This is a genomic window from Leifsonia sp. Leaf264, assembly GCF_001422325.1.
Classification (GTDB): Bacteria; Actinomycetota; Actinomycetes; order Actinomycetales; family Microbacteriaceae; genus Orlajensenia.
Window position 1 is genome coordinate 557,238 of record NZ_LMMR01000005.1, and the last position, 25,755, is coordinate 582,992.

Consider the following 25,755-nt stretch of genomic DNA (forward strand, 5'->3'; position numbering starts at 1 on the left):
CCTTGACGACAGGATCCGCCATGCGACGTCGCACCGCCCTCAGTTCCGCTGCGACCGTCGCCGTGGCCGTCCTCGCCCTCACCGGCTGCAGCTCCGACGGTGGTGTGGGGAACCCACTGGCCCCAGCACCGGCGAAGACGATGTCTGTCGGTGAAGCCGAAACGCTCTACCTGGACACCATCTGCCCTCCGACCCGTGACTACGTCGGGATCATCAAGGAGATGCTCGGTGCGATGTTCAACACCGACTACGACTACACGGCGTTGAGCGATCAAGCGGCAACCGCCAGTGACTCCCTCGGTGCAGCCGCGGACGACATCCGGAACCCGGACGAGCATTGGCCGCCGGTGGTGGCTGATGACATGCCGGCTGTCGCTGACAACCTGGAAGCTCTCGCCGACTATGCGGTGGAGATCGGGAAGTCCACCTCCCCGGACGACCTGAAGAACCTGCCGTCGGCCCCGCCGAGTACCGACTCGACGGTTGCCGCGGATCTCGGGATCGAGAAGCCGCCGGAGGATAAGCCGTTCGCGTTCTGTGAAGGCCACGTCTGACCCGACGCTACGCAAAGCTGTCCGGTCCGCGCATGTAGGTGCCGTGACCAGAACTGTGACCGCGGACGAGCTCCGCTACGGACCGAAACCCGCCGACCCGCTGTTCTCCGACGTCGTCGACACCTTCGACGTGGAGAAGACCGTCATCGTCGACCGGAGAGTCCGCCGCCCAGCCCCTCTCATCGAACTCGCCGCCGTCCACCTCGACCGATACGCGGAACTGCTGGAGCATCTGGAGTCGATCGGGATGAGCTTCACCTGGGTGGACGAGGACGGTGAGACCCCTGGTGACAGTGCCGGGCCCCGTCAGATCGCCGCACGTTTGCGCGCGCCTTCCCTCCGTTAGCCACGAGTGCCGCCACATGGCTTAGGTGCGTGACTGTCAAATATGACTCAGTGAAGCTCCCGAACCCCCGCATCCCCTTTTCACCTGTTCCCTGGGGTGTAGCTACTCGGGTTCTTCTGGCTTTGACGACGGTCCTCGCCTGGGTGGTCGTCTCTCACAACGAGCTTGTCGGTGGTTCCGCCAACGTCCTGCTGCTGCTCTTGGTGCTGGGAACGGCGTTCACTTCAGCTGTGTGGCTAGCCGGATCCGCATGGGGTCGGGCGGAACGAGGTCTGATGAGCGCGCTCGGGGAGGGGCTCCTGTACGCCGCAATGGCGATCGTCCCGGGATACACAGCCGCATACGGCGGTGTGGGCTCCTACCCGATCTTCTTGGTCGCCGTGCTGGTGTTCGGGGCAGATACGCTCCGAATCGCGCAGCTGACGCCCGCCTGGAAGGACAGCCAGGCGCGAAGCACCGTCATGCTACTCCGAAGCGCAGCGGCCGCTCTGACCGTAGCCGCCGTCGCAGTCATCTACTGGGCGTTCTTCGTCCTCCCAGTCACACACCCCACCTCCGGCGCTGACGACCTGAACGTTGCTGTCGCCGGCGCCTACTGGGCGTCCATCGCCGTGGTTGCGTGTGTCAACGGGTGGCACTGGGCGAGATACGCTCGGAAGCTGTCCGGGCTCCCCGGTGAGGACCGCCGTGCCGCAGTCAGTGCGCGGTTCGCATGGATGATCGTGGTCAGCTGGAATGCGGCCTTCGGGTCGACGTTCCTGTTCCTCATCCCGATGCTCTACATGGTTCAAACCAGCTAGCGGCCGCGTCGCTAGCTGACGTTCACCACGATCTGACCGTGAGCGCCGGGGGTCCCGAAGGGGTTCCCTGCCTGCGGCACACGGGTGAGCGCGTCGTTGACCTGCCGTTCGACGTCCTGGAACTTCGACTTGAAGGCGAGGTCGTTGATGTCCAACCAGCCTCGGTCTCGGTCGTGGATGTCGTCGAGGACGTAGCCGGTCTCTTCCTTCCATCCGTGGACGTCGGTTGCTGCGCGGAGCTGGAACGCGTCAGCGTTCGGGTATGCCGCCCTGATGTGCGCGGCTGCGAGCCGGCGGATCTTCGAGTTGTAGTTGGCGGTGGCCCGGTCCAGCTCAGCCTTTGCGATGTCAGAGTCAGCGGTCGCAGTTTCGACCAGGCCAACCGGCGCCTGCTCGACGATGTTCGTGTAGTCGAACGGTTTCGTCGGGTCGGGCACCACTTTGTACCCGAGGCCAGCTGAGCCGACGGCGAGGTCGAACATGGCGACGAAGTGACGGTTGGCAAGGAAGTTGTCGTTCCCTGGGGCTGCTGCACGGAACGCCGTCCACGCGTCGAACTGGGCGATGACCGCGGCGTGCTGCGGGTTGTCGAGGTCCAGTATGCCGGCGCCCGGCGACAGCTCGAGGTCAGCCCCGGACTGAGGTTTCGGGAGGGACCCGGCGAGCTTCCCGGAGGTCTTCTGGATGTGGCGGCTGTCAGCGGTCATGCTCCGTAGGTGTGTGGCTGCACCGACCCAGCCACACACCTAGAAGCCATGCCCACAACTCAGACCGCCGAACGCGGCGGCTTCCGCGCCTCCGGAAAGACCGGCGGCACGCCCGGCTCGTACTCCGACAAGACCGGGCTCCCCTGCGACAACCATGTGACGGAGTCCATGCTCTCCGCAGATCAGGTGATCACCGACATGATGCCGGATCACACCGAAAGCATCCGGAAGTACTACGCCGACACTGAGAAGAAGCACTTCACCGGACACGACCAAGCCGGCTCCACCTTCCAGGAGGTCGGCTCTCTCCGGGAGCTGCTGCAGCTCGGGTTCGAGCAGCGAGGCGGACTCGGCGGCGACGACCGCGACGAGTTGATCGCGTTGGGCGCCGAACCGGACGGGTTCCTCGACGGGAAGCGGTACATCAAGATCGGCACCCCTGGGCTGCTCGGGATCACGAACACAGCGGGGATGAACGCCGACGACCTGGTCACGGTGAAGCGAACCAAGACCGGGGTCCCCTGCACGATCGTCGCTGACGTCGGCGAGCAGCCGGCCGTCGACTTCGGGGTGGCGATCATCGCCGAGGACACGATGGGTGTGAAAGGCGAAGGCGTCGGCGGCGACCTCCTGATCACCGCGTTCCCCGGGCTCCCGACGAAGCCTGTGGTCAACTCGAAGGACGCGGAGCTGGTAGGGAAGGTCGACGCCCTCGAAGGGCAGAAGATCACCGTCACCCAGATGCGTGAACTGCTGGGCGGCGACGTGTGGGCGAACACCCGCGTCCTCCCCACAGGGACAGTGCCGTTGGAAGTGGCAGCCGCGTACGCCCGCACCGGGCCCTGGTACACACCGACGTCGCCCCCAGTCCACGCGGAACGCCTGACCGAGCCGCTCACCTGGACTACCGGCAACGGCGACGCCATGACCGGTGAGCCGGGCGACTGGCTGCTGACCGATGGTGAAACCCGGTGGACGGTGAAGCCGGAGATCTTCGCTTCCAGCTACTCCCCCACCGGCGACGGCCGCCACGTGAAGACCGCCGGCGCGCACGCTGCCGTCGTGGAGAAACCGTTCACCATCCAGACGCTGGAAGGCATGGGCGCGGCGAACGTCGGCGACTACGTCGTCTGCGGGGAGAACGGTGACGCCTTCGTCCTCACCCGCACCAACTTCCTGAAACGGTGCGCAGCAGCCGCCTGAGGCTGACCTCCGCCACATGCCCATAGAGCATGAGCGACGCTGACCCCACACCGACACCGGCCCTCCCTGAGACCGCTCCGGCGGCCGCCGCCCAGATGCCGGTCTGGAACTTCTCCGCCCCGTCCGGCCCGCTCGTGACGCCTGTGCAGGAGCATGCGGCGCCGGCACCGGCTGAGCCTGTTGTTCAGACTGCTGCGTCTTCGCCGAGCTCGTCGAGCATTGTCGCCGCACGCGGCCCGCGGGTGACGTCAACGACGATGGACGCGCGCTCCCCGTACGGCCTCGGAGTGTTCCTTTACGCGGTCACCTGGCTGGCCTTCATCACTATTTTCGTCAATGCGGTGCTGTCGTTCTTCCCGTACTTCCCCCACAAGGAACTGGTGATGATCGCGGGCGCGTTCGCTGGGGCTTGGGTTCCTTTCGCTGCCCTGTACCTGAAACTGCTGGGCACCCGTTTCGGCCGGAACAACAAATGGTTGTCGGCCTACATCGCCAGCCCGATCGTTGCCGTTGCTTCGACGGCATTCACATTGATCGGGATGTGGCTGCTGTTCGCAGAGGCTCACCTCGCGGGGATGGCGTATTGCATCTACATCCCGTTCTTCATCTGGTTCCTGATCTCAGGTCGCGCCTACCTCGAGGACACCGTCCCCTACACGACACCGTCCGATGACGACCGATTCGCTGCAGCGATACCCACCGCCTCGAAGGTGTTGTTCATCATCGCCATCGTCGTCTTCGTGATCTCGCTGGCCGCGGGTGCACTCGCGAACGTACAGCTCGCTGCGGGAATCGCCACAGCCGTCGCGGGTGGCGACGCTGCATCAGTACTGAAGGGTGCGGGAATTGCCGGCGCCATCGGTTCGCTGCAACTGCTGGTTCCGCTGATTCTCGCTTGGCGTGGCGCACTGCCTCAGATCGGACTGCGGAGCACAGGGCGTCGCTGGCTGACTGTAACGGTCCGCATTGTCGGCACTCTGCTGGTCCTGGCATTCCCGTTCGTCGTCCCGGCCATCATCGCAGCTCAGTACATGCAGCTCGCCGGCCACTGACGGCATCCGCAAAAGCTACGGCGCAACTTGGAGCAGCTGCTCTGGGTGACCCGGTGAACCACCACCGAATCGCAGCTCTGGTTCCGGGGTCGGCGTCGGCGTCGGCGTCGGCGTCGGTTTCGGAGCAGGCGTAGGGGTGGGCGTCGGTTTCGGAACGTTCGTCGGGCCGGCCTTCGGTGCGATCGGCGAACCGAACCAGTCCGACCAGATCCGCCAGAAGTTCCGGTTCCCGTATGCCGAGCAGCTGTCCCCGGTGCCGTACATGTTGTTGAGCGCTGCCGCGTTCGGCGTGTACGGGGTGTACAGGTACAGTCCGGCTGTCGCCTGGTTCCGGATCGTCACACGGGCTGTGCCGCAGGTCGTCACCGGGTTGAACAGGATCGTGTTCACACGGCCGGCTTCGTAGGTGCGGCCGGCGGGTGCGGCGGCGTAGCGTTTGAACTGCAGCGCAGCCATCCACAGCTGGTTGAAGAACCCGTAGTAGAGCTGGTCGCAGCCGGTGGTGTCCGGGCAGCCGTACCCGGTCGCTGAACGGTACTGGCGGGTGGTCGGGGCGGCGGCCGTCACCAGGCTCTGCTCCTTCTCCATCAGCACCAGCAGGGTGCGGGGGCTGATAGTGCACGCCTGGGCGACATCCCAGATGACCTGCGCGGCTCGCTGACCGACAGAGGCTTTGTGCGGGGCGCATCGGCCAGGCTCCCCGGTTCGATCGGTGGTGTCGACGCGGATGTCCTTCAGACAGTCGGCGCCGGCAGTGTGGCATGTCGGCACGCGGGTGTTCAGGAACGTCTGGATCTCGGTGACGGTCATCGCGGTGTTGTCGTAGAAGTTCTCGTCGGACACCAGATGTCCGGCGTCGAATGTTGCGTTGGTCACAGCGTTCGCCCCGGCGGGGATGATCGTGAGGAGCGCAGCGATGACCGCAGCCGCGATACCGGCTGCGCTCCAGGTTCGGGTTCTGCGGCGCACAGCTGACAGACATGTGGCGCGGGTGCGCAGAAAGCCGTCCGGAGCAACGTTCACTCCGGACGGCTTCTGTTCGCGTGGGTCGCCTACTTGGTGACGGTCACTGCGAGGTCCTGGGCGGCCGGAGCTGCCTTCGAGTTCACCGTCAGTCCGAGGGTGCGGGACTGGCCGGCAGCAAGCGTGGTTCCGTAGTCGAAACCGGTGCAGGTGATGACCTTGCTGGCGAGGGTGCAGGTCATGCCCCATGCCGAGCTGATGCTGGTGGCGTTCGGCTCGTCGAAGGACACCTTCCACGTCTTCGCTGCGGCCTTCGCCGTGACGGTGACGTTCGCGGTGTACCCGCCAACCCACTTCGACGGGACGGTGAGCTTGCCCGTCACATCACCGGACGGCACCGGAGTCGGTGTCGGGGTGGGTGTCGGGGTGGGTGTAGGCGTCGGAGCCGGGGTGGTCGGCTTCGGGTCTGGGGTGACCTCGGTGGCCTGACCGTTCACCGCGAGAGCCTGCGCCTTCGGGGCGACAGCCGAGTCGACCGTCAGGCCGAGAACTGCTGTCTGTCCGGCGGCGAGCTTCGCTGCGTAGTCGTTGCCTTCGCAGGTGATGACCGGGGATGCGATCGTGCACTTCATGCCCCAGCTGTTCGCGATTCGGGTTGCCGTGGCGTCCGTCCAGCTGACCTTCCACGAAGGCAGAGCCTTACCTGCGGTGACAGTCACGTTGCCGGTGTACCCGCCGATCCAGGAGTTCGGGATGGTGAGCTTCGCGGTTGCGTCGGTCGAACCGGTGGGCGGCGTCGTAGGCGGCGTGGTCGGGTCGGTCGTCGGCGGTGTCGTCGGCGGTGTCGTCGGCGGCGTGGTCGGGTCCGTCGTCGTCGGCGGGGTGGTCGTTGCCGGTCCACCGTTCTGGTAGTTCGGGACACCGAGCAGCGGTGCGAGAGCGGCGAGCTTCGCAGCCTCCGGGGTGCGCCAGTCGGTGCCGACCAGTCCGCCGGTGTCGCCGGAGTTCGGGTTGTACGACCAGAACGCCCAGCTGATGCCGTTCGTCTTCATGTAGGTGGCGAGGGTGTCGAGCCACTTCTTGTCGGAGTCCGTCTTGTAGGACGTGCCGAACTCACCGACCCAGACGGGGGCGATGTTCTCCTTGACGAGGTAGCCCCAGTTCTTGTCCCACAGTGCGGGCAGGTTCGCCGGGTACTTCGGGTCGGAGAACCACTTCTGGTTGTACACCGACGCGGGGTAGTCGTGAGGCGAGTAGACGACCTGGTTCTTGACGTTGAGGTTGACGAGCTTCGTCTTGGCGTCCTTCAGGCCACCTCCCCACCAGGTCCAGTCGTCGCCGGACTGCGCTTCGACACCTTCGACGATGATGAGCGCCTTCGGGTTGACAGCCTGGATGGCGTTGCCGGCCTTCTCAGCGGCGAGCTTCCAGTCGGTCTTCACGTTGCCGGTGCCCCATGTTGCGGCGCCGTGCGGCTCGTTGTGCAGGTCGAAGCCGATGACGTTGGTGTCGTTCTTGTAGCGGTTGGCGAGCATCGTCCAGTCGGAGATCCACTTCGTCTCCGGGTACGCGCCGGTGTACCAGAGCTCAGACTGTCCGCCGTAGTCGGGGCGGTGACGGTCGAGGATGACGTTCAGCCCGTTCGCCTTCGCGGAGGCGACGACGGCGTCCATGATCTGGATGGGGGTCTTGCCGACGAGGCCCGGGTTGGCGTACTCGTTCAGGGAGTCGGGCCGGGCGGTGGTCAGGCACTGGTTGGCGTACGGGAGGCGGATGGTGTTCATCCCGAACGACTTGATCTGCTTCACGGTCTGGTCGAGGTTCAGCGTCCACAGGCCGTGAGGCATGCAGTTGCTGGTCTCCAGGCCGAACCAGGACGCGGCCTTGATCGTGTAGGTGGCGCCGGAGTCGGTCTTGATCTTCGAACCGTCGGTGTGCAGGAAGCCGGGGAGTGCGGTCTGGTCGACGGTGTCAGCGGCGTTCGCTGCGACGGCGGACAGGCTGGCACCGGTCATGCCGGCGACGGCGAGAGCGACTGCAGCGGCGATGCCGGCGATGGTGCGCCTGTGGCGGGCCCGTCCGGTTCGGATGTTCGGGCTATCTGGGGCGCTCTCGCGCTTTCGGGAGGTGAGCATACTGTGGTGCCATGTGGCGAAGGGGTGGTTCATCGGGTGGTGTTGCTTTCTGATGGTTCGGGTTCGGCTGGGGGCAGCCGAGTTCAGATCTGGTCGTTCAGGAGTCTCTGCAGTTCTTCCTCCACCTCCTCAGCGTGTCGGTCGGCGATGGTGGCGCGTGCCTGGTCGCGAAGCTTCGCGAGGCGGGTGGCGTCACGTTTCGCGGTGACGGCGGCGACGGAGTCGTCGTAAGCGTCAGCCAGGACCCATCCGGAACGAATCCCGTAGGGGAAGGTGACATAGGTGGGGTCGGTCGACTTGTCACGGAACGTGCCTTCCCGGACAGGACGGAGGACACCGTCGTCGACGAGCTCGGCGAGGCGCTTCTTCACATGGCCGGCCATGAGGTGCTCCGCAGCCCAACCTTCGGGGGTCTTCCCACCGAACTCTGCTGACTGACGGCCGATCGACGGGTCAAACCCGATCAGTGCGGCGGTGAGGACCTTGAAGCTGACTGCCCGGGGTCCGGCGCTGTAACTGGTATCGGCAGACAGGTCTGCGATGACGTCGCGGACAGCTTCCTGGGACGGCGACAGTTTCGGTTCGATGAGATCCGGCAGCCCGCTCCCGTCGAAGATGACGGACTTGGTGTGGCTGTTGACGTGGACCCCGCAGACGATGACGTCGACGGTGTTGTAGACGGCGCTGGGAGCCTCCCCGTACTTCTCCGTGCGGCGTTCCGTCTTCACGTATTCGACAGCGCCGACGATGGTGCGTCCGTAGGGGAAGACGACACGGAGACGGTCGCCCTCTCTGATCCGGGCGAACATCTCCTCGGAGAACGGTTCTGAAGTCATGGGGTTCCTTCCTCTTCAGAACCCTCATGTGCGGCATCGCCACATTCCTGCTGGACGTGAACCCGCCCGACGTCCTCGACCATGCGACCGCTCATCTGACGCTCCGGGCCGCTCAGGTCACCGCTGTGCTTCTCGTTGCGGCGGATGTGGTCCAGGTTGCCGCGTCGCGGATGGGCGCGGAGGATGCTGCCGGGTATGCGCTGATCGGCTCGAACCTGCTGATCGGTTGCGTCATCCTCGCCACCTGCTTGTCCATGCATGCGCTGCTCCGACCTGGCGGCCGATGGGCGCAGGCGGCATGGTCGGCGGTCCTGACAGCGGCGATGGTCGTGTTCCTGGCCCACAGCTACCTCGGCCCGTGGGGGTTGCTGATGGCAGCCCTGGTGGCAGCTGCAGCGTTCACCTGCGGATGGTCTGTTCGCCACATGCCTGACAGATGGCTTCGCCGCCCTGACCCCGGAAGAACTGATGGCATCGAACAGGAAATCTGAACGTCTCCTCGCTGAGGCGTCATCGTTCGAACGTGACGCCCGCCGCCATCTCGCGGTCGCGCAGGAGGAATGGAAGGACGCAGGCCGCTCCTGGCTGTCGGTTGCCGCTCCGTCGTACCGGTACTTCATCTCCGGTGCGCTGATGCTCGCCGGAGGTGCCATCTGGGATGCTGTCAGCTACCACACCGACTGGTGGCGCTCCCCCGGCCTCTGGGCGATGGTGATCGGCGGCCTGGTCGCAGCGTTCGGGATCGCATCCGTGCAGAACGCCGTCGACCGCCAAGCCGGCGCGAAAGGACGAGCCCGCGCCCATGAAGCCAAAGCTGAAGAGGCGACGAGGTTGTCGTTGCAGCTGCGCAGCCAGTCCTCGGATGCAGCCTCCGCTGAGCTCAGGAAAGCAGCTCTCCCGGCAGCGTCAGCGGCGATCGTCGCGAACATCGGCCGCAACACCCGCGACCTGACGAAGAACAGCGACGACGCAGAACTGTGGGCGATCATCACCAGCCATAAGGATGAGACGAAGCTGATGGAGCTCGCGTCCGCCCACGAGTGGGACTCGAAGACGCTGAAAAGAGTTCGAGCGCTGAATGAGTCATGGCGCACCACCATGCGCGGCGAACTGCGCGACTAGGACATACAGAAGAAGGGCCGAAGGTGATCCTCCGGCCCTTCTGTCATGTCACAGCTCAGACGTACTCGAACACCTTCTCGGTGACGAGGGCGTCCTCGATGAACGACGGTGCGAACACCTGCCCGTCCGGGATCGGCTCCAGCAGGTAGGAACGCCCGGCAGCGTCAGCGCAGTTGGCGCATTCCATCGCCCGGAGCACCGACCCGGCCGACTTCGCCCGGGTGGACTGCCCGGGAAGCTCCATCAGCTCCAGGAACGCGAAGCCGGCGTAGATCGGTGAGCACGACTGGCTCCCGTTGGAGGTGCATTCCACCCGGTTCCGGGCGACGCGGCGACGTGCGTGGACGGCGTCCATCGGCTCCTCCTAGAACTCGCTGGCAGCCAGGCGCGACGGCGTCGGGGTGCGAGGCGTCTGCGGCAGTCGTGCCGACGGGGTGGGGGCGACGAACTCGTCGTCCACGGGGTTGATGGAACCCGCCTCGAACAGCTTGTGGAGGGTCTCCTGGTCGTCGGCCTGGGTGGGCTCCTCGACGGGAGCTCCGAGGCCGCGCGGGTAGTCGCTGCCTGCGATCGTCGCGGGCTGCTGCGTTGCGGCCACCTCGACGTTGGCGGTGACCGTTGCCGGCTCTGCCTGCGGGGCGTTCGCGACGAGGCCGGGAGCGATCACCTCGGGGATGCCTGCAGGCTCGACCGGCTTCGCCGTCACAGGGACAGAGTCGAAACCGATGGGCGCGCCGAGCAGGAACCGGTCGTCACGGTCGGGGCGGCGGAAGGACAGCTCCATCGCCAGGAGACCGTACGCGGCAGCCCAGGCGAGGTTGCTGATGCCGGAGTCGGCGTCGACGTCCTCACCGGCCCAGTAGCGGTAGATCGCCGCCTGAGCCTGGCCGTAGTAGCTGCCGTAGGTGTTCTCGCCGAACTGTGCGAGCTCCGGGAAAGTGCCGAAGATCTCTGCCACCTGGGCAAGCGGGCGAAGGGTGATCAGGTCGTGACGGAGGTCCAGCGTGGCTGCCTCGTCGGCGACGGCGAAGCCGCGGTTGATGACCTTCGGGGCTGCGGACACGGACATGTACTGTTCCATGTCTGCCAGGCCGACACCGTCGATCTGGTGCAGCGGTGCTGCATCCTTCGGGTTGGTGGCGGCGCCGTACGGGCGGCTGTCGAAGCCGGGGTGGGTGATGTTCGACTCGATGATCGTGAAGCAGTGCCAGACGAACGACGACAGGTGGTGAACTTCAGTCTCGGAGTCGAGGTCCTCACCGGCCCAGAACAGGTTCGCGTGCCGCTGCGCGGCGGCGTAGGACTTGCTGGTCTCGTACCCGAGGCGGAAGTTGTTCGGGGAGTACTTCGCTGCTCCGCGGCCGTACAGCTTCGCGAGGTCGTTCACCGCGAGCGGTGGGATCAGGTCGTACGCCTGCTTCTTCACCCCCTTCGCAGCTCCGGTGGAACTGGTGGTGCGGGTCTCTGCTCCCATGGTTTCGTATCTCCTCTGAGGGGTCGGGGTGCCGCCTCTGGACAAAGGCTCAACACGTCCATGTGCGGATCTGGGACGTTTTGGTTGAGCTCGCGGCGGCGGGTTTCAGAGGGAGGACATGTGGCGACCCGCGAGATGCCTAGAGGCCGCTGACGATGAGGAGGATGCCGCCGGCTACGACGAGGAACCCGAGGAGCGGCCCGGCGATGCTCCATGCCTTGTTGCTGGAGCCGCGGTCGGCTGCCATGCGTTCCATGGCGCGGGCGCTCACCTGCGGCGGGAGGCCGGCGGCTTCCAAGTCCTTGTGGGCGTTGATCAGGGCGATGCGTGCGGTGTCAGTCATGAGTCTTCTCGGTGGTCTTCGTGTCGGTGTCGGTGTCGGTGTCGGTGTCGGTGTCGGTGTCGGTGTCGGTGTCGGTGTCGGTCGTGGTGTGCGCTTCAGCGGCGAGCTCGGCTTCGACAGCTGCGCGCGCCGCGGCGACCTTCGCTTCGAACTCCTCCGGGCTCATGGTCTTCTTCAGGTTCCTGGCTGCGACCATCGCGAGCCGTTGCTCCTCCACCCAGGTCGCGGTTGCGGTGTCCGTTGACGCGAGCTTCTTCCCGAGAGCGCTGACGACGAACCCGAGGATGACTGCCAGGCCGGCGGTGACCTTCAGGGCGGCGGGGCCGGAGAATGCGATCGCGGCGATCAGCGTGGTGCCGCCGAAGATGAGGATGATGGTGCCTGCGAGGAAGGAGCCGGAGCCGACCTTCCATTTCCATGTTGGGGTGGGGTCAGGCTGCGGGGTGAGCGTGTCGTTGACCATGATCTGTGGGCATGTGGCGACCACACGAAAGCGCCGCACCTCCGGTTGGGCGGTGCGGCGCTTCACGGGGCGTCAGGCGGCTGCGACCTTCCCGGCGGTGGCGTGCAGCTTCGGCATCAGCGACTCCAGGACGTCGATCGGCTCGTTGTACAGTTCCGCGTCCTGAGCTCGCATCCGGTCGATGATCGGGGACAGGTCGATCTCCGTGTCGGTGGCGGCGGCGCGGACGGTGGCCAGGTCGTTGTCCCACTCGCCGTCAGCGTCGAGCCAGTCGACGACCAGGGCAGCTTGCGACTTCCGGGCTTCCTGTTCCGCGGCGCTCAGGTGCTCGGTGGTGTTCCGGGGGACGGCGCCGCGTGCGATGCCGGTCTGGCCCTTGAAGGTGAAAGTGCCGTCGCCGAGACGTCCCTGCTCTTCGAAGTCGACGGTGTCGTCGAGTGCGTCGAGGGTGGCGAGTTCAGCGTCGAGTGCTGCGTCGGCTTCCGGGTCGTCGATCAGGTCGGCGAGGACGGAGTCGTCCGCTGCGCCGGTGAGCATCCGTGCGAGGCTGCGGTCGGCTTCGTCGATTTCGCGGTCCAGCTGCGGCTCAACCCAGAGGCCGGCGAGGCGCTCCTGCTCGGGGGTGGCGGTCACGCCGACGAGGGCGTTCGCGGCGTCCCATGCTTCAGCGGCGCGGGTCGATTCGGCGTTCTTCAGTGCTTCTGCTTCCATGATCTCTCGTTCGGCTTCTTCGGCGGCTCGGACTGCTGCCTTCTTGTTCTGGTCGGTGGTCTTCTTCGCGGCGTCCTGGGCGTCGATGTCTTCCAGGTGGGCGGCGAACTCAGGGTCGAAGGCGGCGACGGCGCGGTTCAGCTCCGACACCATTTCGGCGTGACGGTCGTCGCGGTCTTCCTGGGTGGGGGCGGTCAGCCCCTGCGCCTGGTACCACTTGTCGTACGGCAGGTCGTTGACGGCGTCGCCTTCACGGAGCGGCCAGCGCCAGTCGATGTTCTCGTTGCCGGCGCCTTTGTTGCGGAAGTACGCCTGCAGGCTGGCGGCCTGCTTCGCAGCCCAGCGTGTCTGGCGGGCCTGGAGCTGGTCCATCGTCAGGTCGCCTTCCTTCTCGGCGACCTTGTCGAGCATCTTCCAGGCGACCAGGCCGGCTCCGATGGCGTCGGCGTCCGCGGTGTGGGCGTTCTCCAGGTTGACGTCGTACAGCTTGCAGATGTTGGAGAGCTTCCGCGGTCCCTTGCGGAACTGGTCCAGCTTCTTGTCGATGATGAACGGGTCGATCATGGTGCCGAGGTCTTCAATACCGTCGAGGCCGTGACGCTTCGCGTCCCGGTGGGTGATCGACACGTCGAACGCTCCGTTGAACGCCGTGATGGGGATGCCGGCGTCGGAGGATGCCTTCAGGAGGCGGGTGATCTCTGCGACACCTTCCTTGTGGTTGGTGCCCTGGGTGCGGGCGATGTCGTTGGTGACACCGTGGACGTCGATGGCTACCTGTGGGATCTCCATCTCCGGGTTGAGGAGGAAGTTGTGCTCCTCGAGGACGTTGCCGGCACGGTCGATGGTGGCGATGTAGGCGGTGACGATCCGGTCGGTGTCGTTGACACCGGTGGTTTCCGTGTCGAACACGGTCAGGCGGTCCAGCTCGGAGATGCGGCGGGTGTTTCTCTTGGTCATGCGGACCTAAGTGTGCGGCCCGGCCGCATCTCCGAACGTCGGCGTGTCTTACGCTGCGGTGGTCTCCGTCAGCTGTGATGCGCGGCGGGACTCCCCCGCACGGATCGGCCATCCGCCGTCGACGACGGTCTCCGGGTCCTTGGTTCGGCGGAAGTACTCCTGCAGCGACGCAGCCTGCTCGGCAGCCCATGCCTTCTGATTCCGGTACAGGTCCTTCAGGGTCATGTCGCCGAACTTCTCGGTGAGCAGGTCCAGGACAGCCCAGCAGACCCCGCCGGTGGCGACGGCGTCTTCGCGGGCGTCGTGCGCACCGGTCAGGGTGACGCCGTAGTGGCCGGCGGTGTCGATCAGCTTCCGGGATCCGCGGCGGTACTTGTCGACTGCTTTGTCGACCACGTACGGGTCGATGACGCAGCCGAACGACGGGAACGCGCCGAGGTTGTGGCGGCGGAGCTCGGCGTTCAGCATCGACAGGTCGAACGCACCGTTGTACGCGACGATCGGCAGGCCACGGTCGATGGAGCGTCGGATCACACGCTGGATCTCGGCGATGCCGACAGCGGCAGGCTGACCTGTGGCGGCGACCTCGTCTGTGATCCCGTGGACAGCTGCTGCACCTTCGGGGATCGGGACGCCGGGGTTGATCAGCCACTCGTACTCGCCGGTGATCTCACCGGTGGTGCGGTTGATGCGGCCGAGGTACGCCGTCACAATGCGGTCCTCGTCGACGTTGATGCCGGTGGTCTCGAGGTCGAAGACGCAGATGTCTTCGATGTCGGAGATGACGGTTGGTTTGGGTGGCGCGGTTGTGGGTATGGTCATGAACCCGACATGTGCGGATTCTGGACTTTTTACGGCGGGTGCCCTGTCGGCCTGGTCAGAGGCGGATGAGGATGACGTTCACCGGGACGTGGTCCGGCACTTGGTTCAGTTCGCGGATCCGGGCGGACAGCGCATCCCGCAACTCATGTGGTGAGGCGGCCTCCATCCGGACGGACGGGTTTCGGACTGCACCGGTCCAGGTGCCGTCCTCGTAGGTGACGTCTGCAGCGAAGCTGCTCATGGGTGATCACTCTTCCACTCGGCGTCGTTTCTGTCAGCCTTCGGTGTGGAACACCCTGACGTAGCGGTGGAGCACGAGGGCTGCGTGGGTGACGGAGTCGGCGGCGGTGAAGTCGTCGGAGTAGGTGAGCGCGTTCGCGATCAGCCAGTACACGCCGTCTTCCGTGCTGTCCTGCTCGTCGGGGTCGTCGAGGTCCTCGAACCCGGGGATGAAGTACGTCCCAGCACCGGGTTCGGCGAGTTCGTCCCAGTGTCGGCCGAGCTGGTACAGCCATTCGACTGCAGCGGATACCGGGTTTTCGGACTCGGTGACGTATTCGCGGAACTCCGCGAGGATGAGGTTGGGTTCAGCTGAACCGAGCCCGGAGGTGAGCGTATTCATAGGTTCTCCATTCAGGATGGAGCCATGTGGCAGCTCGCCTGACGGTCAGCTGTGAGCTGTGCAGAACCTGTCGATGTCGGCCACATCCGCGGCGGTGATCCCGACAGCTTCATCGGTGGCGATGAGCAGGCCGGGGATGCCGGCGGCCACATCGTCGATGTTGAACGCCCGGTTGATGAGCCGTTCGCCGGCGATCTCGACGTCGTCCGCCCAGATGAACGGCTGGCCTGTGTGGGCGACCCGGGCTCGGAGGGCGTTCAGTTTCCAGCGGGCGTCGCGGAAGCCGCGGACCCGCGGTGGGATCTTGGCCAGCACGAAACCGCCGGCGAGCTTCCCTCCCAGGGCCTGGTCGACGAGAGCGCGGGCGTTCGGCCCCCAGGTGGTCAGCCACCCCAGCTCGATCTGGTGGGTGCGGATGGTGTCGTCGAGCGCTGCGATGATGTCGGCGTCGAAGTCGATGACGTACTTCTGCCCGTGCGCGGTGCGGACCAGCACCCGGGTCAGACGAGCGGACGGAGCCTTCTTCTTGGTGTTCTCCTCGAAGACGTTGATGACACCGTCGACGTCCAGCGCGAGAAGCGGTCGGGAGCCGTCGAACAGGTCGATCGGGAGGAGGGTTTCCATGCCACCATCATGTGCGGACGCGCAATGTCTTGCCTGCACGCTAGTCTCAGCGGCATGTCGCTGACTCAGCCTGATTCCTCGCGAGAGATCCCCCACAAACCGGAGTACGACGACGCGGTCGCCGAGGCAGCCCAGCTGGGTGCTGAGATCGGTGCGGACTACCCGGGTCTGTGGGAGCCGGACGAAGTGGTGGCGGCGAACCTCCGCGCCCTGGTGGAGACGCAGGTGAAGGCGCTCGCCCCGAAGCCCGCTGTGCAGAAAGGGTTGCACCTACTGAACGCGTTCCTGTTCGTGGTGGGGTTCGTCATCCTCATCTACGCGGCGGGGAACGGCAGCTCGAACGAGTACAGCCCGAACTACGGCCGGGACATGTCCGGCTGGTGGGTGGCGTACTGGATCGTCACTGCACTGTGGATTGGCGGTCTCTGGTTGACGATGTCGCGGTGGTCAAAGCGGGGTCAGGCTCACACCGGCCTGGTGATCCGGATCCAACCCGCCATGTTGGATGCTGCGATTGGTGCGTTCTCCGAACGGAAAGTCGACGCTCTCAACTACACGGCGGACGACGCTGCGACCGAGTTCACGCCGGGCGGGCCGATGCCGGCCCCGCAACCGTACGGCGTCTCCCATCAGGGTGCGGAGCAGCTGACGGCAGGGTGGATGCGGTTCTTCGGTGAAGCTGATGCTGTTGTGACACAGTTCACCGGCGATGGTGGGATCGACGCCCAGTCACAGCATTACATCGCGCAGACGAAGAACTACGCCGGGACTGTCGGTGTGGAGTCCGTCCGGGAGCTCGCCGGGGTGGTGGCCGCCGACGGCAGGAAAGGGCTGTTCTTCACCTCCGGCACCTACGCGGCCGGTGCGATCCAGTTCGCTGACCGGGTCGGGATCCTGCTGTTCAGGTACGACGCCGCGGCCGGGTCTCTGGAAGCGGCGAACGCTGCAGCGGAAGCGGTGTTCGTCCGTGGTCTCTAATCAGAGGACGCCGTCGTACCGTTCGGCGCTGAGTTCCGTCAGCCAGTAGTGCGTGCATCTGCCGTCGTGGGCGGCCGGGGTGATGGGTTCCAGCTGGTAGCGGACGACGTAGATCTTGTTGTCGCGGTTGGCGTACTTGTGCAGCACTCCGTCGATGATCAGCGGGGACATGGTCGTCCCCGTCCCGGCGAACCGGAACCATTCGCCGGTCGCGGAGACGTAGCCGAACCATCGGCCGAAGTTCCATTTGTCAGCCCAAGGGTCGACTGACGGCTTGGCGGCTGTTGATGCCTGGCTGGTGCTCACTGGCATGCCTTTCGGGGACGGTTGTCTGCTCTCGGCTCCTTCATGTGCGGCGCCGGCCTGTCTTGCCGAAGCTCTAGGCGAGCATCTCCACGTCGAGGGTGTCGAGGGTGAGCAACGCGATGTTCCCTTTCTGGGTGTCGCAGCCGAGGGAGTAGACGCGGCGGCCGTCTCCGTAGTCGCGTCCGTCCGGGACGTGCATGTGACCGTGGGCGAGGATGCTCGGTCGGAGCGCTTCCCAGACTTGGCTGACCTGGGCGCGGGAATGTGCTGAGTAGCGGAGTTCGTCAGAGTGGAACCCGATCGGGTTCGTCGCCAGCAGCTGCTGCACCTTCAACGTGCCGTCGTTCACGGTCTCGTGGGTCAGCATGACATCGACCGGGCCGCCGGTCATCGCTGCAGCGACCTGCGTGTCGGTGATCTGCTCTTCCAACCACCAGTCACGGTTGACGGTCCGGTCCATGTAGTCGACGGAGTTCGCCCCGCCGAGGGACAGGAACCGGGTGGCGCCGAGGCGGAAGAAGTACGGGCGGGGAAGAACATGGATGTGGTCGGTCAGTTCGATGACCTGGCCGGGACGGCTCGCCCACAGCTTCTCCATGCGTGCATGGTCTTCATGGTTGCCGAGGGTGACGAGGATCCGTTCGATGCCGGACTTCTTGCACCAGTAGTCGACAGACTTCAGGAACCCTTTCCCGCGCCGTTCCGGCCAGATGCCGAAGTCGCCGAGGTGCAGGATCGTCTTCACGTCAGGGGCGGCACGGTGCAGTTTCGGGAGGATCGTCTGCACCCAGGTGACGTTGCCGTGCCAGTCGCCTGCAAGCGCAACCCGGTGCTCGTCGGTTGAAGTGAGATCGTCCATGCCGCCATCATGTGCGGCACCGCCCGGTTTCAGCGCAGTGACATGACGACCGCGGTGCCGATCGCAGCCCACACCGGGATGCTCAGCGCCGCCCCGATCAGGAACCCACGGAACTTCGACACAGCCTTCTCCCGTTCGATCCGGTAGGTGCGCCAGACGACTTCAACGGCGGGCATGGGGAGGGTGTCGGTCATCAGGGCGGCTCAATCGTCTCGTGGTGTGGGTCGATCGTCCCAGTACAGGCTGAAGCCTTGTTGCTCAGGGGCTGTGAGCTACCGGTGCAACGGCCGTGAGGATGCCTCGGCTCTCAGATGAACTCGGACAACACCACGAGGAACAGCCCGACAAAGGAGATCACTGTGGGTATCACTGTCGACACTGAGTTCTGAGCCTCGATGATCGTGGATCCCACGACGAGCAGGATCATCCCGGCCAAGACCACAGCCAACGCCGGCAACGACATGCTGTCGAACTTGTCGGAGATGAAACTGGTGTGGATGGCGAGGTGATGCACGGGGGTGGGTCTCCAGGGTCGGTGATGTGCCACCGCCATGTGCGGAAATGAGGAACCCTGCGCGACACCGCCCGCTCTGGGGTAAGGCCCTTCGCACCTATTGACGGACGCCTCTGCACGTTTCGGTGCCCCTCCGCACATGCAGGTTCCATGCAACCGAGATCAGCCACCGAGGCTCCACCCCTGCCTGCTGTCGGCCCCGCGTTTAGGTTCGAGCCGACATCTATCAAGATCGAGGCCGTGAGCGCATGACAACATCGAAGACTGCTAGCCGGATCGCGATGGCTTGTGCACTCCTATTCATGGCTGTCGTCTGCCTTGCTGGCCTCGCATCATCCTCCCAAGTCAGCTCAACCCCTGTCAGCGTGGACATGTGGAAGTTCATCTCTAGGGCAGGCCAGATTGCAACTGTGGGCAGCGTCGTCGTTTCGGCGGTCGCCATCATGTCAGACCGCATGAACAGCGCGAAGGAGAGAGCCGCGCAAACCGGCATCCAGAGAGAAGCCGCGCGGCCTTATGTCACAATCGGGCTCACTAATCGAGTTCCCGAAATCATTCTGGTGGTCACAAATCACGGGTCGACTGCCGCACGCGACCTCAAGTTCTCGATCAGTCCTCGCCCTTACGAGACCGACCTCCACGAGATGCTCAACGAGTCGGTCATGATGACCGAGGGGCTGCCGATCCTTGCTCCAAAGGAAAGCGTAGCCACCCTCTTCGACGTTGTGGGCGAGTACCTTGCGCGCAAGAGCCCGAACCGGAAGTACAGAATAAAGGTTTCGTACGTCGGCCCCTGGGGTGATCGCCACCAAGACACCTTCACCCTCGACCTCGAGTCGAGCAGGGGGCTCTTGACCCCCGGTGATACGACGAAACAAAGGGGAGCTCACGCCCTCGGCAAGCTCTTCGAAGGCGTTTAATCAGCAGCCCGGCCAATGCCTCCTCCGAGGTCCCCTGGCCGGGCTTCTTGTCGCCGTGATTAGCGCACCGCGTCGTATGCCTCGACTGCATTGTGGGACCTGAGCTCAGCCTCGACGGCCTTCTCTTCCGTTTCGGCGAGCCGCTGCTCCGCTCGTTCGAGTGCGGTGGTGTTGCGTTCGATGGCGCTGAGGGCGTTCGCCTGCTCCAGCTTGGCGAGGTTGTCTGGGGTCATGACGGTGGATGCGCCGCCCTGCTTGTACGCCCAGTCGGAGAGCTTCTGACGTGCGCTGGGTGTGATCTGCTCGTAGTCGCTGGGGTGCACGTTCCCCTGCGCGTCGAAGTCGACGCTGAGACGCCAGAAGTTGGGGTTCTTGCTGTAGTCCTTGCCGTTGATGACGAACGGTGAGTCCTTGAAGTCCAGGGTGAACTTCTCTGTCCCGCCGAACCTCAGGCTGGCGCGCCCGAACGGAGTGTCGACCGTTGCTGGAAGGGTCGATCGGATTTCTGACGAGTCCTTCTCGAAGGTGTCGGCCCCGTAGGTCTGGCGGTAGCTTGTGGCGGCTTCCGCGGCCGCCTGCTTCTTCATGTCCAGGTCAGCCGCGGCTTCATCTCGTCGCTTCCGGGTGTGCCGGACGGAGCTGAGGGCGGATGAGAGACGCTTGGCGGTGAGGTTCTCCTCGGTCATGATCGCTGCGGCCCCACCTTGGGTGAACGCCCAGTCGGCGAGCTTCTTCTCAGCGGCGGGGGTGATGTTGCCGTAGCTGCTGCCCTCGGCCCGTCCGGACTTGACGAAGTCGACGCTGAGCGGGATGTAGGAGTCCGCTTCGCTGTAGTCCTTCCCGTTGACGACGAACGGGGAGCCCTTCTCGAACTTCAGTTGGAACATCGAGTCGTTGAAGTCGTCGATCCTGAGCTTGGCGCGTCCGAATGGGGTGTCGACGTGGGTGGGGAGCTCTTTGAGCGGGTCGGTCCTGTTCGCGAGGATCTCGTTGATCCGATCTTCGGCGGTGACTGCCGGCGCCGCCGGGGCGGTGAGGTCGACCTGACGGCCCTGCAGGATCGTTACTGACTCGCCGTTGCGGCCCTCCGCGGTGAGTTCGTAGTGTCCGGTGCCTTCGTTGTCCCAGTCGTCTCCGTCGACGGAGTCGAACAGGGCGACTGGCTGGTCGTCGGAGTTCGCGCGGGTGTCGATCACATCGAACCCTGCTTGGCCGGCGAGGGTGGCGATGTAGTCGTTGGAGTCATCGGCGTTCTTGATCTCGTCGGGGATGACACCGTTCGCGAACGGGTACTTCTGGAGCAGCTCGGTGCGGAGCTCATCCTTGCTGAGGACGGCACCGTCGTACTCGTACTGGGTGACCTTCTTCAGCGCCTCCTGGTACGCGGCGACGCGCTCGGGATCCCCGGCGATCTGAACCGGCACACCGCCGATGAAGATCTGCCTGCCGAACTGGCCGCCGAGGTTCTTCCCTCCGGCGCCGATGGAGCCTGCCTGCTGGCGTGCGGATTCACGGTTCAACGCTGTGAGCGTGTTGGGTGTTGGTGACATGCCGCGTATGTGTGTGGCTGCAGGGCATCAGGACCACCTAGTTCCGCGCATGTAGGTGGCATGACGATGGACAACTTTCCGCTCCCCGCTGACACCACCGGCATCACCGATGCGATCTCTCGCACCTCTGATGCTGTCGAGCTCGCGAAGAGCGCCATGGAATCGCAGCCCGGCACCGACCTTGCCATCAGCGGCGGCGGTGAGGCTGTGGACATGAAGCGTCGGTTCGCCGCCCAGTACGGTTCGCTGACCGCTGCCCGGTCGACGGCGTTGGTGGCGGCTGAGGAGGCGAAGGCGGAGATCAAACGTGTCCGCGACGCCGCTGATGCGATGATCCGCGCTGCTGAGGCTGACCTCCGAGCGAAGATGGCGGAGCTGGAACCTGTACTGAAGCAGGCGGAACGGCTGAAGGACGGCATCGCCGCCCTGAACCTGTACCTGGGCCGTGACGAGCACATCGAGACGTTGCGGACCGGGGAGCCGGCACCAGCTGACACCCCTGTCCACATCCGTCAGCTGGTCGTGGCGATGGATGAGGAGTCCGCTCTCGCCGCTGAGAACGGCGGCATCGACTTCCGCGACGTCGCCCTGTTCGACGAGTGGCTGCTCGCCGACCCGAAGAACCTGGACCAGGTGATCCCGGACCAGAAGGGGATCGTCGCTGCGATCGCCCGCCGCTCCATGGTCGACTACGGAGAGCCGTGGACGAACATGGTGATGAACGAGAAGAACCACGAGACGTGGTGGCTGATCCGGAACGGCGAGAACCTGTACCGGATGACGATCAACGAGTTCAACGTCGGGTCCCGCCTCATCCCCCGCGCTGACGAGTTCACAGCCATGTTCGAACGCACCGGGTACGACGGGAAGAAGTACGCGTTGGAGCCCGGCTCCCGCGACTGGCTGAAAGCGGAGGAGATCGCTGACCTCCGCACCCGCCATTTCATGAAGATCGCCATGGTGCTGCAGGGCCTCGTCGCCCGCACCCCGATCCTTCACCCGCTGCCCACCCCGGACCTGAACCTGCTGGAGCAGGCCGCATACGACGACGGCTTCGTCCGCCTGATCGCCGACGACGAGAACGCTCTCGGCACCGGACGGCCCGACTTCCACACCTGGCTGAAGGAGAAGAACGCGAACCTCCGCGTCGGCCTCCGCGTCGTCGGCGGATACTCCGCCCGCACCTACCGGGAAGGTGAGGAGGACGCCGTCCACCCGAGCACCGCTTCCGCGCCGAAGTCCGCGACGCTGCAGATCATCAACCGGGAGCTGCCGGACGGGCGCCTGTCGTTCTCGTACAAACGCACCGACAAGGTGTGGGGCCGTTACGGGGAGACCACCCCGAAGACGTCCGCGTCGTACCGGTTCAGCCGGTCAGCGACCGACGTCCTCGCGGTCGACTTCTGCACCGCGGAGGAGATCGCCTACTACCTGGAGTCCCGCTCCGAACGCCGCAGCTACCTGAAGATGTTCCCGGTGCTCCGCGCCGCCCTCGCGTTGATCCGTGACGAGGAGGAGCAGGAAGCGCCGTTCCGTGACCTGATCACCGCCGAGCTGATGAAGCGTCACAACCTCGACCAGGCCGACGCTCACACCCTCATGCAGGAGCTTGTCATCTGGTGGAAGACCGCGAACAAGTGGGGCCGCCCGCTGAACGGCGACCAGGACGCGGAAGCGAAAGCCGCCCGTGTCATCCTCGCTGAAGCGAAGCGCCGCGCAGCCTCCACCGGCACCAGCAACGAAGACGTCCTCGTCGCGTCCTTGGTGGAGCAGCACCCGGATGCGATCGTCGTCGCCCGCCGCACCAACGACTACGTCGTCGTCGAGCGCATCCGCCGGGAGTGGTCGCATGAGAACGACGAAGGGAACACCTGGCACCACACCGCTGTCCCCGGCAACGTGTTCGTCAACGTCCACACTGTGTCGAAGGCCGGGAAGGTCACCGGGACGAAGGAGTGGACGACGGTGAACCGCGCGCAGATCGCCAAGTGGGTCATCCTCCACCAGGCCGACGTCTGGGACAGCTGGAACATCGACGCGAAGGTGAAGGACTGGCTCACCGACGAGCAGATCACCGACCTGATCCTCGAACCGGTCCTCGCCAAGATCATCGACGGTGGCGGCACCCCGCTTCTGGTGTCCATGAACCACAAACAGCCGAGCTCACACCGGTTCATTGAAGGCCACATCCACTACCTGCCCGCCGGGTTCGGTGAAGGGGACCTGCTCCCCCGCCACTTCACCACCCCGAGCGCATGGTTCACCTACGGCCGCAACGGTGCACTGTACGTCGACGCCCACCCCACCCAGAAGTCGTGGGCAGGCGGATGGAACAGGGAGTATGAACGACCCTGGGAGGGGCACTCGGAGGCTCGGCAGATCGTCTGGCAGGATGAGCCCGCCATCGTGTCGACGGAGAAGCACCGTGACGCGTGGGCGATGCTGGATAAGGTCCGCACAGCCAACGAGAGAACCACCGAGGCGCTCATCGATTCGATCAACGACGGATACCGCGACCGGGTAATCGCCGCTGAGAAGCAGAAGTTCATGGACGACTTCCACGACGACACCCTCTGGGAGGGTCACCTGTCCACCCTGACGATCAAAGCGCCTCGGGATCAGCGATGGACGGGTCCGTCCTGGGATCAGAAGCGCACCTGGGGTGAGCTGTGGGGCGCGGTGAGCGCTGCAGTCGCAGCCGGCCGTGACCTGCACGGGCTCACCGTCGCGGAAGCGTTCGGTGCCGAAGCCGCAGCAGCATTCCCGGACGATCTTGCTGAGCTCCGTTTCGCGGAGGCGTCCGAGTAGGCACCACGGCACGAAGAAGCCCGGCCGGTCCTCATGTGAGGCTCAGGCCGGGCTTCTGTCGTGAGGCGGGTCAGTACACGTCGTTCCCGCAGTACGGGCACTTGTACTCAACGCTGGCGTGCATCTGGTCCTTGAACACCGTGTGGTTGTTGACGCAGGAGGCTTGCAGGTTCCAGTTACCGGTGCTGATCTTGGACGCTTCGGTCTTGAATCCCATCGGGCATCTCCTTCATCTCGGGTGTGCGCAGGAAAGGTGGGCCTGGAGAAATGCGCTGGCCCCAAGGTATCGGTGCGAACGCGCCAACGTCACCTTCGGCGTCTGGGACTCAGGACCGCGGCACCGCGAGCTTCCCCGCTCGTGCCGATGCGTTCGCGTTTCGAACCCGGCGTGGGATCTCCACCAGATCTGTGAGCCACCAGATGAAGAAGGTGATCAGCAGGACCAACCCGATCCAGATCAGGAAGTTCAACGCTGACACCATCGAGCCGATCACCATGCACAGCACCCCCAACGCGACCAGCCCAAGCTGCCCGCCGGCATTGCCGTACCGGCCGATGTACCAGTTGTGAGCGGAGACGAAGCCGAGGAAGATCGCGAACACGTACGCAACACCGACCGAGTAAGCCTCCTCGGGCTCCGTCGGAACCGGCGGCGCATACACAGGGCCGGTCACTCTAGGAACCGGAGGAGCAGCGGCCGGCGGTGGCGGCGCCGGAACGCCCCAGTTGTTCCCGTCCCACCACCTGAGTGTGCCACCAGGGTCGTGATACCACCCCGGCGGCGTCGCTGACGGGCCAGTCGGCGTTTCGGTCATGTTTGCCACCGTAGTGAACTGCTGTTCTCTCCGGAACCCGCCAGTTCGGGCCTCATCCACTTCCCGTTTCTCGGCCTCTCGAGGGAAACTGGTCTCATGGACGACATCCACCGCCTGCTCGCGATGCGTGACAAGTACGCGGACCTCCACCCAGACTTCGTGTGGGACGAGGAGATCTCCGCCTGGTTCGTGAAGGATCTCGACGACCGGACCCGCGTGTGGGTGTCTCCGCTGATGTTCACGTTCGCTGTGATCGTCGGCGAGCCCGACGAACCGTTCTACGACGACCGGTGGTGCTTCGAGACGTCCGATGTAGCGCTGGCAGCGGCTGTCGCCTGGCAGGGCCCGTACCCGGGCTCGGAGCCGGTCGGATGGCATCGGCATCCGACGTCCGGGCGCCGGCGCGCGGAAGGTGACCCGGCTTCGGAGTACGTCGCCCACTGACGTTCACTCGGCGGAGAACTTCTCCCACCATGCACGCCGTCGCCCTTTCGGTTTCTGCGACGTGAGATGCCAGAATCCGCGGCAGGATTCGCATGGGTACGGGGCGACCGGCAGCTTCCCAGTTGGTGTGCCGTTCCGGCGGATCGCCTTCAACGCGGTGATCGCGTCACCGATCGACGTGTAGCGGCGTTTGGTGCAGGTGTGCTCAGGCATGCGTGTGCAGCCCCTCTCTTTTCCGGGGTTGGGCCTGCACTGCGAACCGGCCCTCCAAGATCGGGGACGGCGGCCTGACTACGTGGCGCTTCGTCGCGTCACGGTCGAGTTGAGATTAGCAGCAGCCGGACATCCGGCTGGTGGCGGCACAAAGCCCGGCCTATCGGGATGACAGGCCGGGCTTTCAAGCGCATCGGATCAGTACTCTGCTGCGTACTTCGGGCAGGCGACCTGCATGCCGGCGATCGCCGTGTACCGGGCGACGGAGTCGCTGCCGAGCTCGGGGGCGGTCCGGTAGAGCATCGCCTTCCAGGTCGGCTGCTCCGTGCCGTCTTCCGCCTCGTCGCAGCCCACCTGGATCAGACCGCGGATGGCATCGTCATCCATCAGCGTCTGCGGGATGTTCTGGTTGGTCCGAGCGGCGTCCACGGCTTCCTGGCTGACGCCGGAAGAAGCGCATCCGGCGAGGGACAAGGTGATCAGGGCTGCCGCGGCGACGGCGAAGATGGGTGAGCGCATAGAGGTTCCTTCAGTTCTGCTGTGTGTCGGCTGGATACCGGCTTGCAGAGTATCTGGAAGCTCCGACATTGGCCGGGCGGCGCTCCAGAACCTTG

The 25,755-nt window shown here is 65.1% G+C and carries 32 protein-coding genes; 11 read left to right on the plus strand and 21 right to left on the minus strand.

Annotated elements, in window-relative coordinates:
* Nucleotides 1–20: 20 nt before the first annotated feature.
* From ASF30_RS12345 to ASF30_RS12355, 3 genes are all read left to right on the plus strand, one after another.
* On the plus strand, nt 21–554 hold the full coding sequence (locus ASF30_RS12345; protein ID WP_055906881.1) for a hypothetical protein: 534 nt from the start codon (nt 21–23) through the stop codon (nt 552–554).
* Nucleotides 555–597: 43 nt separating this feature from the next.
* The gene (locus ASF30_RS12350) at nt 598–900 is read left to right on the plus strand and encodes a hypothetical protein (RefSeq protein WP_055906883.1); all 303 of its coding nucleotides are present in this window, start codon (nt 598–600) and stop codon (nt 898–900) included.
* Between the two features lie 275 nt (nt 901–1,175).
* Nucleotides 1,176–1,700, plus strand: coding sequence for a hypothetical protein (locus ASF30_RS12355; protein WP_055906886.1), 525 nt, complete (start codon nt 1,176–1,178; stop codon nt 1,698–1,700).
* Between the two features lie 11 nt (nt 1,701–1,711).
* Here ASF30_RS12355 and ASF30_RS12360 read toward each other — a convergent pair whose 3' ends face one another.
* The gene (locus ASF30_RS12360) at nt 1,712–2,407 is read right to left on the minus strand and encodes a hypothetical protein (protein WP_055906888.1); all 696 of its coding nucleotides are present in this window, start codon (nt 2,405–2,407) and stop codon (nt 1,712–1,714) included.
* A 48-nt stretch (nt 2,408–2,455) separates the two neighbouring features.
* Between ASF30_RS12360 and ASF30_RS12365 the strand changes: the two genes are divergently transcribed.
* On the plus strand, nt 2,456–3,610 hold the full coding sequence (locus ASF30_RS12365; protein ID WP_055906891.1) for a hypothetical protein: 1,155 nt from the start codon (nt 2,456–2,458) through the stop codon (nt 3,608–3,610).
* Between the two features lie 29 nt (nt 3,611–3,639).
* A complete protein-coding gene (locus tag ASF30_RS12370; protein WP_157497333.1) occupies nt 3,640–4,662 on the plus strand; it encodes a hypothetical protein in 1,023 nt (340 codons plus the stop codon).
* Nucleotides 4,663–4,677: 15 nt separating this feature from the next.
* Here the strand turns inward: ASF30_RS12370 and ASF30_RS22760 are convergent, their stop codons facing one another.
* The 3 genes from ASF30_RS22760 to ASF30_RS12385 all read right to left on the minus strand — a co-directional run bounded on the left by ASF30_RS22760 (nt 4,678) and on the right by ASF30_RS12385 (nt 8,596).
* The gene (locus ASF30_RS22760; protein ID WP_055906897.1) at nt 4,678–5,631 is read right to left on the minus strand and encodes a hypothetical protein; all 954 of its coding nucleotides are present in this window, start codon (nt 5,629–5,631) and stop codon (nt 4,678–4,680) included.
* 83 nt (nt 5,632–5,714) lie between these two features.
* A complete protein-coding gene (locus tag ASF30_RS12380) occupies nt 5,715–7,760 on the minus strand; it encodes a cellulase family glycosylhydrolase (RefSeq protein ID WP_082467743.1) in 2,046 nt (681 codons plus the stop codon).
* Nucleotides 7,761–7,843: 83 nt separating this feature from the next.
* Nucleotides 7,844–8,596 (minus strand): hypothetical protein, encoded by a 753-nt coding sequence (locus tag ASF30_RS12385; RefSeq protein WP_055906901.1) that lies wholly within the window; start codon nt 8,594–8,596, stop codon nt 7,844–7,846.
* Between the two features lie 26 nt (nt 8,597–8,622).
* Between ASF30_RS12385 and ASF30_RS12390 the strand changes: the two genes are divergently transcribed.
* On the plus strand, nt 8,623–9,087 hold the full coding sequence (locus tag ASF30_RS12390; RefSeq protein WP_055906903.1) for a hypothetical protein: 465 nt from the start codon (nt 8,623–8,625) through the stop codon (nt 9,085–9,087).
* On the plus strand, nt 9,065–9,718 hold the full coding sequence (locus ASF30_RS12395) for a hypothetical protein (protein WP_055906905.1): 654 nt from the start codon (nt 9,065–9,067) through the stop codon (nt 9,716–9,718). Before ASF30_RS12390 ends, ASF30_RS12395 begins: the two co-directional genes overlap by 23 nt.
* A gap of 55 nt (nt 9,719–9,773) precedes the next feature.
* Here ASF30_RS12395 and ASF30_RS12400 read toward each other — a convergent pair whose 3' ends face one another.
* The 9 genes from ASF30_RS12400 to ASF30_RS12440 form a co-directional block, all read right to left on the minus strand.
* Nucleotides 9,774–10,073: a hypothetical protein gene (locus ASF30_RS12400; RefSeq protein WP_055906908.1), complete on the minus strand. Its 300-nt coding sequence runs from the start codon at nt 10,071–10,073 to the stop codon at nt 9,774–9,776.
* A 9-nt stretch (nt 10,074–10,082) separates the two neighbouring features.
* Nucleotides 10,083–11,192: a dATP/dGTP diphosphohydrolase domain-containing protein gene (locus tag ASF30_RS12405; RefSeq protein ID WP_055906911.1), complete on the minus strand. Its 1,110-nt coding sequence runs from the start codon at nt 11,190–11,192 to the stop codon at nt 10,083–10,085.
* Between the two features lie 139 nt (nt 11,193–11,331).
* The gene (locus tag ASF30_RS12410; protein ID WP_055906914.1) at nt 11,332–11,535 is read right to left on the minus strand and encodes a hypothetical protein; all 204 of its coding nucleotides are present in this window, start codon (nt 11,533–11,535) and stop codon (nt 11,332–11,334) included.
* Entirely contained in the window at nt 11,528–11,998 is a 471-nt protein-coding gene (locus tag ASF30_RS12415) for a hypothetical protein (RefSeq protein WP_055906917.1), read from the minus strand. Before ASF30_RS12415 ends, ASF30_RS12410 begins: the two co-directional genes overlap by 8 nt.
* Nucleotides 11,999–12,070: 72 nt before the next feature.
* The gene (locus tag ASF30_RS12420) at nt 12,071–13,666 is read right to left on the minus strand and encodes an exonuclease domain-containing protein (protein WP_055906920.1); all 1,596 of its coding nucleotides are present in this window, start codon (nt 13,664–13,666) and stop codon (nt 12,071–12,073) included.
* Between the two features lie 48 nt (nt 13,667–13,714).
* Nucleotides 13,715–14,488: an exonuclease domain-containing protein gene (locus tag ASF30_RS12425; protein WP_055906923.1), complete on the minus strand. Its 774-nt coding sequence runs from the start codon at nt 14,486–14,488 to the stop codon at nt 13,715–13,717.
* 55 nt (nt 14,489–14,543) lie between these two features.
* The gene (locus ASF30_RS12430) at nt 14,544–14,729 is read right to left on the minus strand and encodes a hypothetical protein (protein ID WP_055906926.1); all 186 of its coding nucleotides are present in this window, start codon (nt 14,727–14,729) and stop codon (nt 14,544–14,546) included.
* A 33-nt stretch (nt 14,730–14,762) separates the two neighbouring features.
* Complete coding sequence (locus tag ASF30_RS12435) at nt 14,763–15,110, minus strand: hypothetical protein (protein WP_055906929.1); 348 nt, start codon at nt 15,108–15,110, stop codon at nt 14,763–14,765.
* Nucleotides 15,111–15,155: 45 nt separating this feature from the next.
* Nucleotides 15,156–15,734, minus strand: coding sequence for an HAD domain-containing protein (locus tag ASF30_RS12440; RefSeq protein WP_055906932.1), 579 nt, complete (start codon nt 15,732–15,734; stop codon nt 15,156–15,158).
* Nucleotides 15,735–15,788: 54 nt separating this feature from the next.
* On the opposite strand from ASF30_RS12440, the gene ASF30_RS12445 reads away from it, so the two are divergent.
* Nucleotides 15,789–16,712, plus strand: coding sequence for a restriction endonuclease (locus ASF30_RS12445; protein ID WP_162240763.1), 924 nt, complete (start codon nt 15,789–15,791; stop codon nt 16,710–16,712).
* Here ASF30_RS12445 and ASF30_RS12450 read toward each other — a convergent pair whose 3' ends face one another.
* The 4 genes from ASF30_RS12450 to ASF30_RS12460 form a co-directional block, all read right to left on the minus strand.
* On the minus strand, nt 16,713–17,018 hold the full coding sequence (locus ASF30_RS12450; protein WP_157497335.1) for a hypothetical protein: 306 nt from the start codon (nt 17,016–17,018) through the stop codon (nt 16,713–16,715). It lies immediately after the preceding gene.
* A 73-nt stretch (nt 17,019–17,091) separates the two neighbouring features.
* On the minus strand, nt 17,092–17,877 hold the full coding sequence (locus ASF30_RS12455) for a metallophosphoesterase family protein (RefSeq protein ID WP_055906940.1): 786 nt from the start codon (nt 17,875–17,877) through the stop codon (nt 17,092–17,094).
* Nucleotides 17,878–17,906: 29 nt separating this feature from the next.
* On the minus strand, nt 17,907–18,071 hold the full coding sequence (locus ASF30_RS22765) for a hypothetical protein (protein WP_157497337.1): 165 nt from the start codon (nt 18,069–18,071) through the stop codon (nt 17,907–17,909).
* Between the two features lie 113 nt (nt 18,072–18,184).
* Complete coding sequence (locus ASF30_RS12460) at nt 18,185–18,391, minus strand: hypothetical protein (protein WP_055906943.1); 207 nt, start codon at nt 18,389–18,391, stop codon at nt 18,185–18,187.
* Between the two features lie 248 nt (nt 18,392–18,639).
* On the opposite strand from ASF30_RS12460, the gene ASF30_RS12465 reads away from it, so the two are divergent.
* Complete coding sequence (locus ASF30_RS12465; RefSeq protein WP_157497339.1) at nt 18,640–19,311, plus strand: hypothetical protein; 672 nt, start codon at nt 18,640–18,642, stop codon at nt 19,309–19,311.
* A 59-nt stretch (nt 19,312–19,370) separates the two neighbouring features.
* Here the strand turns inward: ASF30_RS12465 and ASF30_RS12470 are convergent, their stop codons facing one another.
* Nucleotides 19,371–20,861: a hypothetical protein gene (locus tag ASF30_RS12470; protein ID WP_055906950.1), complete on the minus strand. Its 1,491-nt coding sequence runs from the start codon at nt 20,859–20,861 to the stop codon at nt 19,371–19,373.
* A gap of 60 nt (nt 20,862–20,921) precedes the next feature.
* On the opposite strand from ASF30_RS12470, the gene ASF30_RS12475 reads away from it, so the two are divergent.
* The gene (locus ASF30_RS12475) at nt 20,922–23,669 is read left to right on the plus strand and encodes a hypothetical protein (protein ID WP_055906951.1); all 2,748 of its coding nucleotides are present in this window, start codon (nt 20,922–20,924) and stop codon (nt 23,667–23,669) included.
* A gap of 70 nt (nt 23,670–23,739) precedes the next feature.
* Here the strand turns inward: ASF30_RS12475 and ASF30_RS22770 are convergent, their stop codons facing one another.
* Nucleotides 23,740–23,886 (minus strand): hypothetical protein, encoded by a 147-nt coding sequence (locus ASF30_RS22770; RefSeq protein WP_157497341.1) that lies wholly within the window; start codon nt 23,884–23,886, stop codon nt 23,740–23,742.
* Nucleotides 23,887–23,995: 109 nt separating this feature from the next.
* Entirely contained in the window at nt 23,996–24,343 is a 348-nt protein-coding gene (locus ASF30_RS12480; protein WP_157497343.1) for an NINE protein, read from the minus strand.
* Between the two features lie 237 nt (nt 24,344–24,580).
* On the opposite strand from ASF30_RS12480, the gene ASF30_RS12485 reads away from it, so the two are divergent.
* A complete protein-coding gene (locus tag ASF30_RS12485; RefSeq protein ID WP_055906956.1) occupies nt 24,581–24,928 on the plus strand; it encodes a hypothetical protein in 348 nt (115 codons plus the stop codon).
* 411 nt (nt 24,929–25,339) lie between these two features.
* Here the strand turns inward: ASF30_RS12485 and ASF30_RS12490 are convergent, their stop codons facing one another.
* Nucleotides 25,340–25,660 (minus strand): hypothetical protein, encoded by a 321-nt coding sequence (locus ASF30_RS12490; RefSeq protein WP_055906958.1) that lies wholly within the window; start codon nt 25,658–25,660, stop codon nt 25,340–25,342.
* Nucleotides 25,661–25,755 lie beyond the last annotated feature (95 nt).